General features: G+C 61.8%; 14 protein-coding genes. 12 read left to right on the top strand and 2 right to left on the bottom strand.

What is annotated here, in order from left to right; all coding sequences use genetic code 11:
- The first annotated feature begins 84 nt into the window (after nt 1–84).
- The 8 genes from nuoK to IEV83_RS02620 all read left to right on the top strand — a co-directional run bounded on the left by nuoK (nt 85) and on the right by IEV83_RS02620 (nt 8748).
- Entirely contained in the window at nt 85–393 is a 309-nt protein-coding gene (nuoK, locus tag IEV83_RS02655) for an NADH-quinone oxidoreductase subunit NuoK (protein ID WP_181761446.1), read from the top strand.
- Nucleotides 394–400: 7 nt separating this feature from the next.
- Nucleotides 401–2362, top strand: coding sequence for an NADH-quinone oxidoreductase subunit L (gene nuoL / locus IEV83_RS02650; RefSeq protein ID WP_181761445.1), 1962 nt, complete (start codon nt 401–403; stop codon nt 2360–2362).
- Nucleotides 2362–3873 (top strand): NADH-quinone oxidoreductase subunit M, encoded by a 1512-nt coding sequence (locus IEV83_RS02645; RefSeq protein ID WP_181761444.1) that lies wholly within the window; start codon nt 2362–2364, stop codon nt 3871–3873. Before nuoL ends, IEV83_RS02645 begins: the two co-directional genes overlap by 1 nt.
- Before the next feature lie 26 nt (nt 3874–3899).
- Nucleotides 3900–5354 (top strand): NADH-quinone oxidoreductase subunit NuoN, encoded by a 1455-nt coding sequence (gene nuoN, locus IEV83_RS02640; RefSeq protein WP_181761443.1) that lies wholly within the window; start codon nt 3900–3902, stop codon nt 5352–5354.
- Nucleotides 5351–6169 carry a biotin--[acetyl-CoA-carboxylase] ligase gene (locus IEV83_RS02635; protein ID WP_308683724.1) on the top strand — a complete coding sequence of 273 codons (819 nt, stop codon included), beginning with the start codon at nt 5351–5353 and terminating at the stop codon, nt 6167–6169. Before nuoN ends, IEV83_RS02635 begins: the two co-directional genes overlap by 4 nt.
- Nucleotides 6166–7833, top strand: a complete 1668-nt coding sequence (locus IEV83_RS02630) for a ribonuclease J (protein WP_181761442.1) — start codon at nt 6166–6168, stop codon at nt 7831–7833. The genes IEV83_RS02635 and IEV83_RS02630 overlap by 4 nt, the downstream gene beginning before the upstream one ends.
- Nucleotides 7834–8022: 189 nt before the next feature.
- Complete coding sequence (gene mce, locus IEV83_RS02625; RefSeq protein WP_181761441.1) at nt 8023–8427, top strand: methylmalonyl-CoA epimerase; 405 nt, start codon at nt 8023–8025, stop codon at nt 8425–8427.
- Nucleotides 8428–8487: 60 nt separating this feature from the next.
- Nucleotides 8488–8748: a DUF1467 family protein gene (locus tag IEV83_RS02620; RefSeq protein ID WP_181761519.1), complete on the top strand. Its 261-nt coding sequence runs from the start codon at nt 8488–8490 to the stop codon at nt 8746–8748.
- A gap of 45 nt (nt 8749–8793) precedes the next feature.
- Here IEV83_RS02620 and IEV83_RS02615 read toward each other — a convergent pair whose 3' ends face one another.
- Nucleotides 8794–9159 carry a hypothetical protein gene (locus tag IEV83_RS02615; protein WP_181761440.1) on the bottom strand — a complete coding sequence of 122 codons (366 nt, stop codon included), beginning with the start codon at nt 9157–9159 and terminating at the stop codon, nt 8794–8796.
- Between the two features lie 352 nt (nt 9160–9511).
- On the opposite strand from IEV83_RS02615, the gene IEV83_RS02610 reads away from it, so the two are divergent.
- Nucleotides 9512–10225 (top strand): hypothetical protein, encoded by a 714-nt coding sequence (locus IEV83_RS02610; protein ID WP_181761439.1) that lies wholly within the window; start codon nt 9512–9514, stop codon nt 10223–10225.
- A gap of 456 nt (nt 10226–10681) precedes the next feature.
- On the opposite strand, the gene IEV83_RS02605 is transcribed toward IEV83_RS02610, so the two are convergent.
- Nucleotides 10682–10960 carry a hypothetical protein gene (locus IEV83_RS02605; protein WP_181761438.1) on the bottom strand — a complete coding sequence of 93 codons (279 nt, stop codon included), beginning with the start codon at nt 10958–10960 and terminating at the stop codon, nt 10682–10684.
- Nucleotides 10961–11353: 393 nt separating this feature from the next.
- On the opposite strand from IEV83_RS02605, the gene IEV83_RS02600 reads away from it, so the two are divergent.
- The 3 genes from IEV83_RS02600 (at nt 11354) to IEV83_RS20390 (ending at nt 14804) form a co-directional block, all read left to right on the top strand.
- Nucleotides 11354–12016 carry a protein-L-isoaspartate O-methyltransferase family protein gene (locus tag IEV83_RS02600; RefSeq protein WP_181761437.1) on the top strand — a complete coding sequence of 221 codons (663 nt, stop codon included), beginning with the start codon at nt 11354–11356 and terminating at the stop codon, nt 12014–12016.
- A gap of 443 nt (nt 12017–12459) precedes the next feature.
- A complete protein-coding gene (locus IEV83_RS02595; protein WP_181761436.1) occupies nt 12460–13830 on the top strand; it encodes a TolC family outer membrane protein in 1371 nt (456 codons plus the stop codon).
- 305 nt (nt 13831–14135) lie between these two features.
- Entirely contained in the window at nt 14136–14804 is a 669-nt protein-coding gene (locus IEV83_RS20390; RefSeq protein WP_181761435.1) for a PopZ family protein, read from the top strand.
- Nucleotides 14805–14856: the final 52 nt, after the last annotated feature.

The raw sequence follows: 14856 nt of genomic DNA, 5'->3' as shown, positions 1-14856 counted from the left end.
GAGTTTGAAAGCAGTCGTCCGTTCGGGGCCCAGCCGGGCCGATCGAACGGGGCTGGTCATGTTGGGGAGCATTGCGAGGCGCCCATGGAAATCGGTCTGTCACACTACCTGTCGGTCGCCGCGATTTTGTTCACGATCGGAATTTTCGGGATCTTCCTGAACCGGAAGAACGTGATCATCATCCTGATGTCGGTCGAGCTGTTGATGCTGGCGGTGAACATCAACCTGGTGGCCTTCTCCTCCTTCCTCGGCGATCTGGTCGGCCAGGTGTTCGCACTGCTGGTTCTCACCGTGGCGGCTGCCGAAGCGGCGATCGGACTTGCCATTCTGGTCGTGTTCTACCGCAACCGTGGTTCGATCGCGGTTGAAGACGTCAACATGATGAAGGGCTGAGGGCACGATGTACCAGGCTATCGTCTTTCTTCCGCTGATCGGCTTTCTGATCGCGGGACTGTTTGGCCGGGCCATCGGCGCCAAGGCCAGCGAATATGTCACTTCCGGGTTCCTGATCATCGCCGCGGTGCTGTCTTGGGTGGCCTTCTTCACCATCGGCTACGGCGATGGTGCCGTGGTCCGCGAGACCGTGTTCCGCTGGATGGAATCCGGACCGCTGAGCGTCGACTGGACCATTCGGGTCGACACGCTCACGGCGGTGATGCTGGTGGTGGTCAACACTGTCTCGGCGCTGGTGCATGTCTATTCCATCGGCTACATGCATCACGATCCGCACCGGCCGCGGTTCTTCGCCTATCTGTCGCTGTTCACCTTCGCCATGCTGATGCTGGTGACGTCGGACAACCTGCTGCAGATGTTCTTTGGCTGGGAAGGCGTGGGCCTTGCCTCCTACCTGCTGATCGGCTTTTGGTACAAGAAGCCCTCCGCCAATGCGGCGGCGATGAAGGCCTTCGTCGTCAACCGTGTCGGTGACTTCGGCTTCCTGCTCGGCATCTTTGGCATCTTCTACCTGTTCACGTCCACCGATTACGACACGATCTTCGCCAACGCGAAGGGCTTCGTGGAAGCCGAGCCGGCTGTGGTGCTGAACTTCCTCGGCTACGAGCTGACCCAGCAGGGTGCGCTCACCGCCGTTTGCCTGCTGCTGTTCATGGGAGCCATGGGCAAGTCGGCTCAGTTCCTGCTGCACACCTGGCTGCCGGATGCGATGGAAGGCCCGACGCCGGTCTCCGCGCTGATCCACGCGGCGACGATGGTCACCGCCGGCGTGTTCATGGTGGCGCGCATGTCGCCGCTGTTCGAGCTGTCGCCGGATGCGCTGACCGTCGTCACCTTCTTCGGTGCAACCACGGCGTTCTTCGCCGCGACCGTCGGCCTGGTGCAGAACGACATCAAGCGGGTGATCGCCTATTCCACGTGCTCGCAGCTCGGCTACATGTTCGTGGCACTCGGTGTCGGGGCCTACTCGATCGCCGTCTTCCACCTGTTCACCCACGCCTTCTTCAAGGCGCTGTTGTTCCTTGGTGCCGGCTCCGTGATCCACGCGGTGTCCGATGAGCAGGACATGCGCAAGATGGGTGGGCTCCGGAAGCATATTCCGATCACTTACTGGATGATGGTTATCGGCACGCTGGCGCTGACCGGCTTCCCGCTGACCGCCGGGTTCTTTTCCAAGGACGGCATCATCGAGGCCGCCTATGTGGGCCACAACGCCTTTGCCCATTATGGCTTCTGGCTGACGGTCGCAGCCGCCGCGCTGACCTCCTTCTACTCCTGGCGTCTGGCGTTCATGACCTTCCATGGCAAGCCGCGCGCCTCGGTGGACGTGATGAAGCACGTGCATGAAAGCCCGCTGGTGATGACCGTGCCGCTGATGATCCTGGCCGCTGGCGCTCTGTTCGCCGGTCTGATCTTCGCCGGGGTGTTCATGGGCGAAGGGTATGAGGCCTTCTGGAAGGGCGCGCTGTTCACCTCCGCTGAGAACCACATCCTGCACGACATTCATGAAGTGCCGCTGTGGGTGAAGGCCTCGCCGTTCGTGATGATGCTTGGCGGCTTCATCGTGGCCTGGATCTTCTACATCCGCTCGCCGGACATTCCGCGGCGGCTGGCGGAGCGCCATGACGGGCTCTACCAGTTCCTGCTCAACAAGTGGTACTTCGACGAGCTGTATGACGCGATCTTCGTGCGGCCCGCCATGTGGATCGGCCGGCAGCTGTGGAAGAAGGGCGATGGCGCGATCATCGACGGCATGGGGCCGGACGGCGTTGCCGCCCGCGTGCAGAATGTCACCAGCTGGGTTGTCCGGCTTCAGACCGGCTACCTTTATCACTATGCCTTTGCCATGCTGATCGGCGTTGCCGCGCTGGTCACCTGGTCCATGTTCTCCGTCGGGGGCGCTCACTGATGAGCAACTGGCCGCTTCTTTCCATCACCACCTTCCTGCCTCTGGTCGGTGTCTTCTTCATCCTGCTGGTTCGCGGCGATGACGATGGCGCCAAGGACAACATGCGGCGGGTGGCCCTGATCACCACCGTCTTCACCTTCGTGATCTCGCTATTCATCTGGGGCGGGTTCGACCCGCAGAACCCGGGCTTCCAGTTCGAGGAAAGCGAAGCGTGGCTCGGCGGCAGCATCGGCTACCGCATGGGTGTCGACGGCATTTCAATGCTGTTCGTCATTCTTACCACCTTCCTGATGCCCTTCTGCATCCTGGCCAGCTGGAACAGCATCCAGAACCGGGTGAAGGAGTACATGATCGCCTTCCTCGTGCTGGAAACGCTGATGATCGGCGTGTTCTGCGCGCTCGATCTGGTGATGTTCTACGTGTTCTTCGAGGCGGGCCTCATTCCGATGTTCCTGATCATCGGTGTGTGGGGCGGCAAACGGCGGGTGTATGCCAGCTACAAGTTCTTCCTGTACACGCTGCTCGGCTCGGTGCTGATGCTGATCGCTCTGATGGCGATGTACTGGGACGCTGGCACCACCGACATTCCGACGCTGATGGCGCATGACTTCCCGGCCGGGATGCAGACCTGGCTGTGGCTGGCTTTCTTTGCCAGCTTCGCGGTCAAGATGCCGATGTGGCCGGTGCATACCTGGCTGCCGGATGCGCACGTGGAGGCCCCGACCGCAGGTTCGGTGATCCTGGCGGCGATCCTGCTGAAGATGGGCGGGTACGGCTTCCTGCGCTTTTCGCTGCCGATGTTCCCGCTGGCCAGCGAAATGTTCGCGCCCTTTGTCTTCACCCTTTCGGTGGTGGCCATCGTCTACACCTCGCTGGTGGCGCTGGCCCAGGAAGACATCAAGAAGCTGATCGCCTATTCCTCGGTCGCCCATATGGGCTACGTGACGATGGGCATCTTCACGATGACCGAGCAGGGCGTGCAGGGTGCGCTGTTCCAGATGCTGTCGCACGGCATCGTCTCGGGCGCGCTGTTCCTGTGCGTCGGCGTGATCTACGACCGGATGCACACCCGCGACATCTCCGCTTATGGCGGCCTTGTGAACCGGATGCCGTTCTACGCAGTCGCGTTCATGATCTTCACCATGGCGAACGTCGGTCTGCCGGGCACCAGCGGCTTCGTCGGCGAGTTCCTGACGCTGATGGGCGCGTTCCAGGTCAACACCTGGGTGGCGCTGATGGCCACGCTCGGGGTGATCTTCTCCGCCGCCTATGCGCTGTACCTGTACAAGCGGGTGGTGTTCGGCGCGCTGGACAAGGAGAGCCTGAAGTCGATCATGGATCTCAGCGTCCGTGAGCGGGTGATCCTGGTGCCCTTGATCATTCTCACCATCTTCTTCGGCTTCTACCCCGCGCCCGTGTTTGACGTCACGGCCGCATCGGTGGATGCCCTTCTCGCCAATTACCACGCCGCGCTCGAGGCGGCGCAACAGACCGCCATGTTGGCGCACTGACGCTGCCGAGGACGAGAAAAGACGCCATGCAAGCTTACACTCAACTCCCGGACCTGATGCCGGCACTGCCGGAGCTGCTTCTGGCGGCAGGTGCGCTGTTTCTCCTGATGCTCGGCGTGTTCGGCGAGCGGCGGATCACGCCCTATGTCACCGCGCTGGCGGTGGCGGTTCTTGCGGTGGCGGCGTTGCCGCTGCTGCTACCGGTTGAATTCGGCATCGTTAATGAAACGACCTTCGACGGTGCCTTCGTGCTGGACGGGTTCGCCCGCTACCTGAAGGTGCTGACGCTGATCGGGTCCGGCTTTGCCATCGCCATGTCGGTGGCCTATGCCCGGAACGCCAACTTCGAGCGCTTCGAGTATCCGGTGCTGATCCTGCTGGCGACGCTCGGCATGCTGATGATGCTGTCGGCGAACGACATGATCACGCTGTATCTCGGGCTCGAACTGCAGTCGCTCGCCCTCTACGTGATTGCCGCGTTCAATCGGGACAGCACGCGCTCGACCGAGGCGGGCCTCAAGTATTTCGTGCTCGGTGCGGTGTCCTCCGGCATGCTGCTCTATGGCATGTCGCTGGTCTATGGCTTCACCGGTCAGACCGGATTCGGCCCGATTGCCACCGCGCTCACCCAAGAAGGCGGCGCTTCCATTGGTCTCGTGTTCGGCCTGGTGTTCATCCTTGCCGGTATCGCCTTCAAGATTTCCGCCGTGCCGTTCCACATGTGGGCGCCGGATGTCTATGAGGGCGCGCCGACGCCGGTGACCGCGTTCTTCGCGGCCGCGCCGAAGATCGCTGCCATGGGCATGCTGGTGCGGATCGTGTTCGACGCCTTCGAACCGGTGACCCGTGACTGGCAGCAGATCATCGTCTTCATCTCCATTGCCTCGATGGCGCTCGGTGCCTTCGCCGCGATCGGTCAGCGCAACATCAAGCGGCTGATGGCCTATTCCTCCATCGGTCACATGGGCTTTGCGCTGGTGGGTCTGGCCGCCGGGTCGCAGCAGGGTGTCGAAGGGGTCATGATCTACATGACCGCCTATCTGGCGATGACCCTTGGCGCGTTTGCCTGCATCCTGTCGATGCGGCGCAAGGAAGGCATGGTCGAGGACATCTCCGATCTGGCCGGCCTGTCGCGGACCAACCTGCCGATGGCCGTGCTCCTGGCGGTGATCATGTTCTCGCTGGCCGGTATCCCGCCGTTCGTCGGCTTCTTCGCCAAGTTCTACGTGTTCCTGGCGGCGGTCGAGGCCGGGCTTTACCCGCTGGCTGTGATCGGCGTGCTGACCTCGGTGGTGGGTGCCTATTATTACCTGCGGATCGTCAAGGTGATGTTCTTCGACGAGCCGGCACCGGCCTTCCTGCCAATGCCGGCGGAGCTGAAGTTCACCCTTGGGCTTTCGACGGCGTTCGTGCTGCTGTTCATCGTCTTCGCCGGGCCGGTGGTTGAACTGGCCGGCGCGGCGGCCGGGACGCTGTTCTGAGCGCCCTGGTTTTCGACGGGCGCACGCATCCGGAGGCGGGCGGCTTTCGGGTCGCCGCCTTTTCGGATGTCTCCTCGACCAACGCGGTGGCGCTTGAAGCTGCCGCGAATGGGGACGAGGGCAATCTCTGGATTGTTGCCCGGCGGCAAACCGCCGGGCGGGGACGCCGGGCGCGGGCCTGGGTGTCCGAACCGGGCAATCTTTATGCATCGCTGCTGCTGATTGATCCGGCGACGCCGGAGCGGCTGGCGCAATTGCCGATTGTCGCCGCGCTTGCGCTTGCGCATGCGGTGGACCATATGTGTTCCGCCTATCATCTCGCTCAGCTCAAATGGCCGAATGATTTGCTCATCGGCGGGCGGAAGATTTCCGGTATCCTGATCGAGGCGTCGACCGGGCCTGATGGGCGCCGGGCGGTGGTTTGCGGTTTCGGGCTCAACCTCGCCCATCATCCGGACCTGCCCGGTTACCCAACGGCGGATCTCGCCGGGCTTGGCTATCCGGTGCAGCCCGAGGCAGCCTACCGGGCGCTGAACCAAGCGATGGCGACACAGCTTGATCGGTGGCGGCGCGAGCCGTTTTCCGCCGTTCTGGATGACTGGCGCGGCCGGGCGACCGGCATCGGCCGTCCGATCCGGGTGCGGCTTGCCGACCGGGAGCTTGAGGGGGTGTTCGTCGGACTTGACGACGAGGGCCGGCTGCTGCTGCGCGGCGAAGATGGGGCGAACCGAGTTATTTCCGCGGGAGACGTGTTTTTCCCGCATGTTGAATCAGAGACGGGCCGCTCCGGCGGCCAGACAGGAGTTTCTTTATGACGAGCGAGAACGAGCTCGTGTTCGTCGCACTTGGCGGGCTTGGCGAGATCGGTATGAACATGGCCCTTTACGGCTATGGTCCCGAACATGATCGCCGCTGGCTGATGGTCGACTGCGGCGTGACCTTCGCCGGGTCCGATTTGCCCGGTGTCGATGTGGTCGTGCCGGATACCAGCTTCATCGAAGAGCAGCGCGGGCGGCTGGAAGGTATCGTCATCACCCATGCCCATGAAGACCACTATGGGGCCCTGGTGCATCTGTGGCCGAAACTTCAGGCGCCGCTGTACATGACGCCGTTCACCGCAGGGTTGCTGGCGGCCAAGCGCGAGAGCGAGCCGGGGGCGCCGGAGATGCCGGTGCATGTGGTGGAACAGGGCGGGCGCATCGCGCTCGGACCCTTCGAGGTGGAAATGGTGGCAATGTCCCATTCCATTCCCGAACCTTGCGCCCTCGCGATTCGTACGCCCGCCGGCACCGTGGTGCATTCCGGCGATTGGAAAATCGACCCGACGCCGGGCGTCGGCAAGCCGATTGACATCGACCGGCTGGCGGAGATCGGCCGGGAAGGGGTCACAGCGCTGATCTGCGATTCCACCAATGCGGTGCGCGATGGCGTTAGCCCCAGCGAGGCGGATGTCGCTGCTGAACTGGCCAATGTCATTCGCGGCGCCAAGCGCCGGGTGGCAATTGCCACCTTTGCCTCGAATGTGGCGCGGATCCGCTCCATCGCTCTGGCGGCAAAAGCGTGCGAGCGCGATGTGGTGGTGATGGGCCGGTCGATGCATCGGGTGATCGATGTGGCCGGCGAACTCGGCTATCTGGACGATCTCCCGGCCTTCCTGTCGGAAGATGCCTATGGTTACCTGCCGCCGGAGAAGGTGGTGTTGCTGGTCACTGGCAGCCAGGGCGAGGAACGGGCGGCGCTGGCGCGGATCGCAGCTGGCGATCATCGCAATGTCGCCCTGTCGCGCGGCGATATGGTGGTGTTTTCCTCACGCACGATTCCCGGCAACGAAAAGGCGGTGAATGCGATCATCAACAAGCTGGCGGAAGCTCGCGTGGAGATCGTAACCGACCGGGATGCGCTGGTGCATGTGTCCGGGCATCCGCGGCGCGGTGAGTTGACCCGGCTTTACGATCTGCTTCAACCGCAGGCGCTGATCCCGGCGCATGGCGAAGCGATGCATCTGCGGGCGCAGCGCGATTTGGCGCGCGATCATGGTATCTCCGATACGCTGATCGCCCGCAATGGGGACATTGTGCGGCTGGCTCCGGGCAAGCTGAAGCGGCTCGATGAGATCGCCTGCGGCATCCTGGTCAAGGATGGCCTGATGCTGGGCGACCCGGAGGAAACCGGTGTCAATGAACGCCGGAAGCTGTCCTTTGCCGGATCGGTGGTGGTGTCAGTCGTGGTCGACGCCAAGGGTGCGCTGATTGGCGAGCCCCAGGTGGCGCTGTTCGGCCTGCCCGAGGTGGACGAGGAGGGCGATGACATGGAAGATATTGTCATCGATGAGGTGATCGACGCACTCGAGAGCATTCCGAAGAACCGGCGCAAAGACGATGGGCTTGTCGCCGAGGCGGCACGTCGCGCGGCCCGGGCGGCTGTTCGTGAGTGCTGGGGCAAGAAGCCGCTGACGCAGGCTCTGGTGATGCGGGTTTAGCACATGCCGGGGGGGAGCCGCCGGAGTTCCGGTTGCACGGCCCCGGTGGGACGTTTCGTTTGGCTGAAGCGGGTTCCCGAAGCCTTGCGCGGATTTCGGACAAGAACCCGATTATGAATCAAAGAGGTGGAGCCTTTTCTTGCGAGATGACTTTCGCTGGAAGCGCTCTGGTAGCGGGAGACCTTGACGATGATCGGACGCTTGAACCACGTTGCCATCGCTGTGCCGGACCTGACGGTGGCCAGCGATATGTATCGCGATACCCTAGGCGCCCAGGTGTCGCCGCCCCAGCGCGAGCCCGATCACGGCGTGACCGTGGTGTTCGTCGAGTTGCCCAACACCAAGATCGAGTTGTTGGAGCCGCTGGACGAAACCTCGCCGATCGCCGCTTTCCTGGAGCGCAATCCCGCCGGTGGTATCCATCATATCTGCTATGAGGTGGAGGATATCTACGCCGCCCGCGATCAACTGAAGGCAAAAGGGGCGCGTGTGCTCGGCACTGGCGAGCCGAAGATCGGCGCTCATGGCAAGCCGATCCTGTTCCTGCATCCGAAGGACTTCAACGGCACCCTTGTGGAGCTCGAACAGGTTTGAGTACCTCAAGGGTGGACTTGCCGTAACCGAGCAGACAGAAAGAGCGTTTCGCCCGTGTCCATGATCTCGTCGATTGCGATCTTTTTTATTCTCTGGTGGGTGATCCTCTTTACCATCCTGCCCATTGGGGTGGTGACGCAGGAAGAGGATGGGGCGGTGGTGCCCGGCTCTGATCCGAGTGCGCCCAGCCGCCCACATCTGCTGAAGAAGGCGCTGTTGACGACGGTTCTCGCAAGCGTCGTGTTCGCAGGGGTTTACTGGCTGTTAGTGCACTCCGGCCTGACGCTCGACGACTTTCCGTTTCGCCCGCCCAGCGGTTGATTTCGGGCAGGCGCTTCACCGAGACCCGGGCGGCCGGGGCAACCGCTATTCGGTTGCCGCCAACTGTGTGGCAGCGGTCGGCGCGTCCGCAATGCCATTGATGCCAAGGGCTGCTGCTCCCAGTTCCGCTTGTACCTTGCGCACAATCGGGTCGGCCGACGAAAACAGGCGACTGCCGGCGATGTAGAGTGCGTGCGCGCGGATCTGTCGCCGGGCGGCGCTGTCGGCATAAGGGGCGAGCGTCGCGGCGAGATGAACAGGATAGGTATAGCAGACGCCGGCATAGTGGTCGGCATCTGGCTCAGGCCTCACACCCTTGCGTCTCCAGATCTCGAACAGGGCCGTACGGCTGAGGACAAGCGGGCCTTTTGCGAGACCCGCGCGTGAACCGAGGATTGGTGAATAGGTCATCCGAAGCCCCAAAGACAGTGGTGAAGATTCCGGCAAGACGAATTTCGACCGATGGTGCGGACTCAGCGGAATACTTGCCGTTTTGTCCGGTCTTGGACAAAGGGAGTACGGATCCGCTCTGATTGCAAGTTGTCAATTTTTGTCGTTTTGATTGTGATTGTTGCAACGCTAGGATAGTCGGTTGAGTCGCTTTGGCTCCACTTGGAGGAAGGATTCTGTGTTCTGGTTTTCTGTATACTTCAAAATTTTTGTCTCATTTTTCTCCTGTTTTGTATTTCCTTCCTCATTCAAGGTGTACATTCTTTAAATTTTAAGCATGTCTGTTTCTGCACCGTAATTTGTGGGGTAGATCATGCGAAAAGAACGAAATCCGATTGCTGATTTTCGCGCCTTTGCTCGACTTGAGAGCTCCCTGAACAGTGTGGGGGTGCAGCCGGTACTTGGTCGTGATTTCAGGGAGCTGAATGCGAGGCTGATCGAGCAGAAACGACGCGCGCCGCAGCAGTCCAAGGGGCCCCTTCTGGAGCATTTTTCGCCAGCTCTGAACACGTACTCCCCAAAGGAGGCGTTCTGGCTGACGGTTGACACGGCGGCCAACGAGATTGTCGGTATTGTCGCCGTGCGGCTGAATGATCTTGGCAGTCAGAGCCTTACGCAACATCTGGAGGAATACTGGGGGCGATGCTTTCGGGGCGTTGACGGTGGGCCGGTGCGGGTCAAGCCGCAGGAGGATCTGTTTTCCGACGAGATCTCCGGTCGGATCGCCTATATGGGGGAGTTGTTCATTTCAACCGGCTGGCGCGGCAAGCATCTGTCGACGACTTTGTGCCGCATGGGCCAAGTTCTGGCGTTCAATCTGTTCGATCCGGATTATCTCTATAGCTGGATGCGTCCGCGGCACATTGAGGCCGGATTGCATTCCCGCTGGGGGTTCAGTGAGGAGCACCGCCGCGCGATCCTATGGGAAAGCGGGCCCGTCGCGATTGATAATGATCTGGCCATAGTCGGTAATTCAGCACGTGCCGGAAGCAGGATGATCCGTCTTCTTTCAGAAGGATTTCTATAGGCGAGGTGCGGCAGACCAGTTGCCGGACACCGGTGCTGGTTCGCCAGGGCAAAAGCAGGCGCTCGTAGCGGACCAGGATGGTTTGTCCCTGGGGTAGGGGCAGGTCGCCCGATATCAGTTCGTACTGCGGTTCCCGGTCTTGGATCACCGCATGATATCCATCGGAAACCAGTGCCCGGAACTCCGCATTGATGCTGCCGCGCATATCCTCTTCACCGGTGGCCCAGTCGCTGCCGTAGACGTTGGTGGCAAGGGTATGGCTGCCGGAAAACAGAATCTGCGGGCTGTCGCCCACGGCGGCCCGACTGGATAAAAGGAGGAGGTGCGATGATAAACCTAGCAACCCTCGATTGAATTTCCCCTTGTTGTTCAGCCACATACGGTAAAGAGAGACCGTAACGTCGTCGCTGTGGCCACGTTCGAGTTGGGCCAGCGAGTAGGGCTGCACAAATCCATTCAAGCGGAGTCATTCTCCTGCAGACTGGCCTCGACGATGGCCTTCTGGCACCCGTCGATCAGAACCTGTTTCTGACTCTCGGTCAAGTTCTCAAGGCTTGGATCGCCGAACTGCTGCTGGGCCACCATCTGAGCGAATATCATCAGATCGAAACGTCTGAGCTTTTGCATCAATTGGTCGAAGCGCCAATCGACGGACCAGCCCAAATCGGACTGCTGGCCTTCATGCGGATCACCGAAAATCATCCAATATCCTCCTGCCGATGCGGCAATGGCCATGCTCCTGTTCGTGGTTGTCACCAGAAGGCTGGAATGGGGCATGAGCGGATAAATCAAGAAATACAAATCAATTGTTTAATCTAGCGCAATGCGCGTGATTTGATCGTTATACCTCTTCAAGGTGGTGATCTGGGGGGTGGTGACTGATCGGGCAGTCGAACTTCTCTTGAACGACTTTCGGGATCTTCGTTGGGGAGGCATTCTGGCCCTCCGGGCCAACGCAAATGGGGTGAGCCATTGGTCGGGCCTCCGGTCTGGCGTGGGAGGCATTGGGCGCTGAATGGTCACTGGGATGTCGAAGATTGCCGCCGGACATGCGACAGCGCTTGTCAGCGGTGGCTGACATGGGTAAGGAACCCCAAGCGACACACCAGCAAAACGAAGAGGCACGCAATGGGCGACTTCGATCAGGCCCGCATTCATATGGTGGACAATCAGCTGCGGACCAATGATGTCACGGACCTGCGGGTGCTCGATGCGATGGGGGCAATCCCGCGCGAGCGGTTCGTGCCTGCGTCAAAGCGCTGCATTGCCTATAGCGATCAGGATATCGCCGTTTCTGGCGACGGCGCGACGCGCTACCTGATGAAGCCGCATGTCTTTGCCAAGATGGTTCAACTGGCTGACATATCCGAGAACGACGTTGTGCTAAGCGTAGGCTGCGCCACTGGCTACAGCGTGGCCGTCCTCTCCCGTCTCGCCGGCTCCGTGGTTGGGTTGGAAGAGGATGCGGCGACGGCGGAGGCTGCTTCGGCGCTGCTGGTCGAGCTGGGGATCGAAAACGCGGCGATCCTGGATGGGGCGCTTGCCACCGGTGGGGCGGCCGAGGGTCCCTATGATGTGATCCTTGTCGATGGTGCGGTGGAAGAGTTGCCCGAGGCGCTGACCGCTCAGTTGAAGGACGGCGGGCGACTCGTCGTGATCGAGGGGCAGGGCGGCGCTGCCGTCGCCAAGCTCTACACCCGCTCGGGCGATGTGGTCTCGGGGCGGTTCGCGTTCAATGCCACCGCCCACCTGCTTCCCGGCTTCGCGCGGCCGAAGGCTTTCGTTTTCTAGCCAGGGCCCGCACCGGTTTTGCATTTCTCCTGTTGGAGGCGGTGTGACTGAACTCTTCGGAGCCCGGCGAACGACGCAATGACCTCCATTGCCGCGCGCCGGGCGTTTTTCTTTGCGGGAACGATACTTCAAGTGTTGCCTGAAGGACGCAGCTGCCCATCAATGTGACCGAAATGCGCCACTCTCCGGTTGTTTCGCTGCGACTTCACGGTCACAGTACCGCAAGTGGAATTGTGTCCGAAGTGGGATTCTCACGTCTGCGGCGCGTCTTTAGCGTGGCAGGCGGCCGGGCTCGCTAGTGGACCCATTTGTTGTCATGCCTGTTTCCGGGGACCGTTCTCCGTGGAGTCGGGTAGGCGAAGACGGTCGGTCGAGGCGCTCGCCGGACCTGCCGGGCGCGGAAGGATTTCGCGTCGGACAAAAATTGAACAGAGGTGCGCAACGTGAAGCTGTGTCATTCCTTGCTCGTCGGGGTCGCGCTGACGGCCGCCGCCCTTGCCCCCTCCGGGGCTGGTGCGCAATCGGTCGGGGAGGCGCTTGCGCAGGCTTACTCCGACAATCCGACGATCAACGCCGCGCGTGCCGCCCTGCGATCGGTAGACGAAGCGGTGCCGCAAGCCTTGTCCGGCTGGCGTCCGCAGATCTTCGGCCGCTTCGATGTCGGTGCGCAGTACAATCGGAATTCTCCCGGACGGGATTCGTATCGGAACACGGCGATTGCCGGCATTTCGGTTACGCAAGCATTGTTTCGCGGATTTCGCACGGTCAATACGACCCGTCAGGCCGAAGCGGTGGTGCGGGCCGAGCGAGAAAGCCTGAGGGCGACCGAGCAGGCGGTGCTGTTCGACGCTGCAACCGCCTACATGGATGTGATCGGCAATTCCGCGATCGTCTCCTTGCGGCGCAGCAACCTCAGCTTCCTGGCCGAGCAGGTGCGGGCGGCGAACGATCGCTTCGAGGTCGGCGAGGGAACACGCACCGACGTTTCCCAGGCGCGCGCCCGTTATTCTGAGGCCCAGTCGGATCTGAACCTGGCTCTGGCCAACGTCAATACCAGCCGGGCGGTTTACCGGCAGGTCATCGGCAGCGATCCGAAGAAGCTGTCGGCCCGGACCAATGTCTATGGCATGCTGCCCAAGTCGCTGGACAAGGCGATGGCCATGGGTGCGGCGCAGCATCCGTCGATCCTTTCGGCGCAGCATCTGGTGGATGCCGCGGTTTTTGCCGTGAAGACCGCCGAGGGCGAGCTTCTGCCAACGGTCACCCTGGAGGGTAACCTGCAGCGGCAGTGGAGCCCGCCTACCTCCTCGACCCTCGATACGGTCGATTCGGCCAGCATCTTTGGCCGGGTGTCCATTCCGCTCTACCAGGGCGGCGCGGTGTCCTCGCAGGTGCGGCAGGCGAAGGAAGACCTTGGCCAGACGCGGATCCAGGTGGATGTGGCGCGGGATCAAGTGCGTGCCAGCATTGTCTCCGCCTGGGGGCAGTATCAGGCGGCAGTGGCCTCGATCGCTGCGGCGCGGGACGCGGTTGCGGCCAACCAGCTCGCCCTGGAAGGGGTGATCGAAGAACAGCGGGTCGGTCAGCGGACCACGCTTGACGTGCTGAATGCCCAGTTCGAGCTGGTCAACAGCCGCGTCAGCCTGGTGACGGCGCAGCGAAACCGCGCGGTGGCCGCCTTTGGATTGCTGTCGACCGTCGGGGCGTTGACGTCCGATCGCCTCGGGCTCGCCGTTGCCCAGTATGATTCGACCGCGCATTACAAAAAGGTGCGCAACAGCTGGTACGGGCTGACGACGCCAGACGGTCGGTAACCCTGATTTGGCGGTCGAACGGATGGAAATTCAATCGGCCGGCGGTGCCTAAGGGGCGCCGCCGGTCGTTTTGTGAGATTTCCTGCCCTTGACAGCTTCGAATGGCGGGATTCGGTAGGGGCGCCGCTTTCCGCTGCGTGCAGGAACGCGCTATATTGCTAGAAAGTGAGTCGGACCGTCGGTCCATGGGATCTTCCGGTTAGTGCGAAACCGGAAGGGGCGGATTCGAACGGTCGCCTCGTGATCTGGCGAAACGCCGGCATCGCGCTGCCGATGGATGTAACGTTAAGGACTTGGGGATCGTCATGGCCAATGCCAATCAGGCGCAGGAGCCTTCAATGGAAGAGATTCTGGCCTCTATTCGCCGGATCATCTCCGATGAAGAAACGACGCCGGAAGGCGAGGCAGCTGCGGGCGAGGATGACATGGCGGCAGCGATGGCCGGGGACAGCACGGAAATGTCCCAGGACGATCTCGACAAGCTGTTCGATTCCGACGGGGATGCGGATATCGATGAGCCGGTCGCTGTGGCGGCGGAGGATGACGCGGAAGACGATGTCCTCGAACTGACCGAAGATCTTGCCGTCGAAGAGAGCGAGCAGGTCGACGACTTCGATATGGTCGACGGCCTCGATGTGGAGGGCGACACGGTTGGCGATGTCGCCTTTGTCGACGAGCCGGACGAGGTGGCTGCGGCCGCGGCGCCTGCGCCCAAAGCCGAACCTGCGAAGGCTGAGGCTCCGCAGATGAGCGGGGCGGCAGAGGAGTTGCTGTCGCCGGCAACCAACGAGGCGGTTCATAACGCGTTCAACAATCTCGCCGGAACCATCCTGACCAACAACGCCCGCACGCTTGAAGACCTGGTGAAGGACATGCTTCGTCCGATGCTGAAGTCCTGGCTTGACGACAATCTGCCGTCGCTGGTCGAGCGTCTCGTACGCCAGGAAATCGAGCGCGTATCCAGGGGGCGTTGACCGGGCGGCCATCCCTTTCAGACCTACCGTGCGCCGCCTTCCCGGGCGGCGT

It is taken from the genome of Stappia taiwanensis (assembly GCF_014635285.1).
In the GTDB taxonomy this organism is placed as follows: Bacteria; Pseudomonadota; Alphaproteobacteria; order Rhizobiales; family Stappiaceae; genus Stappia; species Stappia taiwanensis.
The sequence above is the reverse complement of the archived record's forward strand: the minus strand, read 5'-3'. Positions and strand labels throughout refer to the sequence as shown.

What these genes read in the sequence shown, in the direction of transcription:
- nuoK (WP_181761446.1), top strand. Translation starts at nt 85, where the DNA reads ATGGAAATCGGTCTGTCACACTACCTGTCGGTCGCCGCGATTTTGTTC.
- nuoL (WP_181761445.1), top strand. Translation starts at nt 401, where the DNA reads ATGTACCAGGCTATCGTCTTTCTTCCGCTGATCGGCTTTCTGATCGCG.
- IEV83_RS02645 (WP_181761444.1), top strand. Translation starts at nt 2,362, where the DNA reads ATGAGCAACTGGCCGCTTCTTTCCATCACCACCTTCCTGCCTCTGGTC.
- nuoN (WP_181761443.1), top strand. Translation starts at nt 3,900, where the DNA reads ATGCAAGCTTACACTCAACTCCCGGACCTGATGCCGGCACTGCCGGAG.
- IEV83_RS02630 (WP_181761442.1), top strand. Translation starts at nt 6,166, where the DNA reads ATGACGAGCGAGAACGAGCTCGTGTTCGTCGCACTTGGCGGGCTTGGC.
- mce (WP_181761441.1), top strand. Translation starts at nt 8,023, where the DNA reads ATGATCGGACGCTTGAACCACGTTGCCATCGCTGTGCCGGACCTGACG.
- IEV83_RS02620 (WP_181761519.1), top strand. Translation starts at nt 8,488, where the DNA reads ATGATCTCGTCGATTGCGATCTTTTTTATTCTCTGGTGGGTGATCCTC.
- IEV83_RS02615 (WP_181761440.1), bottom strand. Translation starts at nt 9,159, where the DNA reads ATGACCTATTCACCAATCCTCGGTTCACGCGCGGGTCTCGCAAAAGGC.
- IEV83_RS02610 (WP_181761439.1), top strand. Translation starts at nt 9,512, where the DNA reads ATGCGAAAAGAACGAAATCCGATTGCTGATTTTCGCGCCTTTGCTCGA.
- IEV83_RS02605 (WP_181761438.1), bottom strand. Translation starts at nt 10,960, where the DNA reads ATGGCCATTGCCGCATCGGCAGGAGGATATTGGATGATTTTCGGTGAT.
- IEV83_RS02600 (WP_181761437.1), top strand. Translation starts at nt 11,354, where the DNA reads ATGGGCGACTTCGATCAGGCCCGCATTCATATGGTGGACAATCAGCTG.
- IEV83_RS20390 (WP_181761435.1), top strand. Translation starts at nt 14,136, where the DNA reads ATGGCCAATGCCAATCAGGCGCAGGAGCCTTCAATGGAAGAGATTCTG.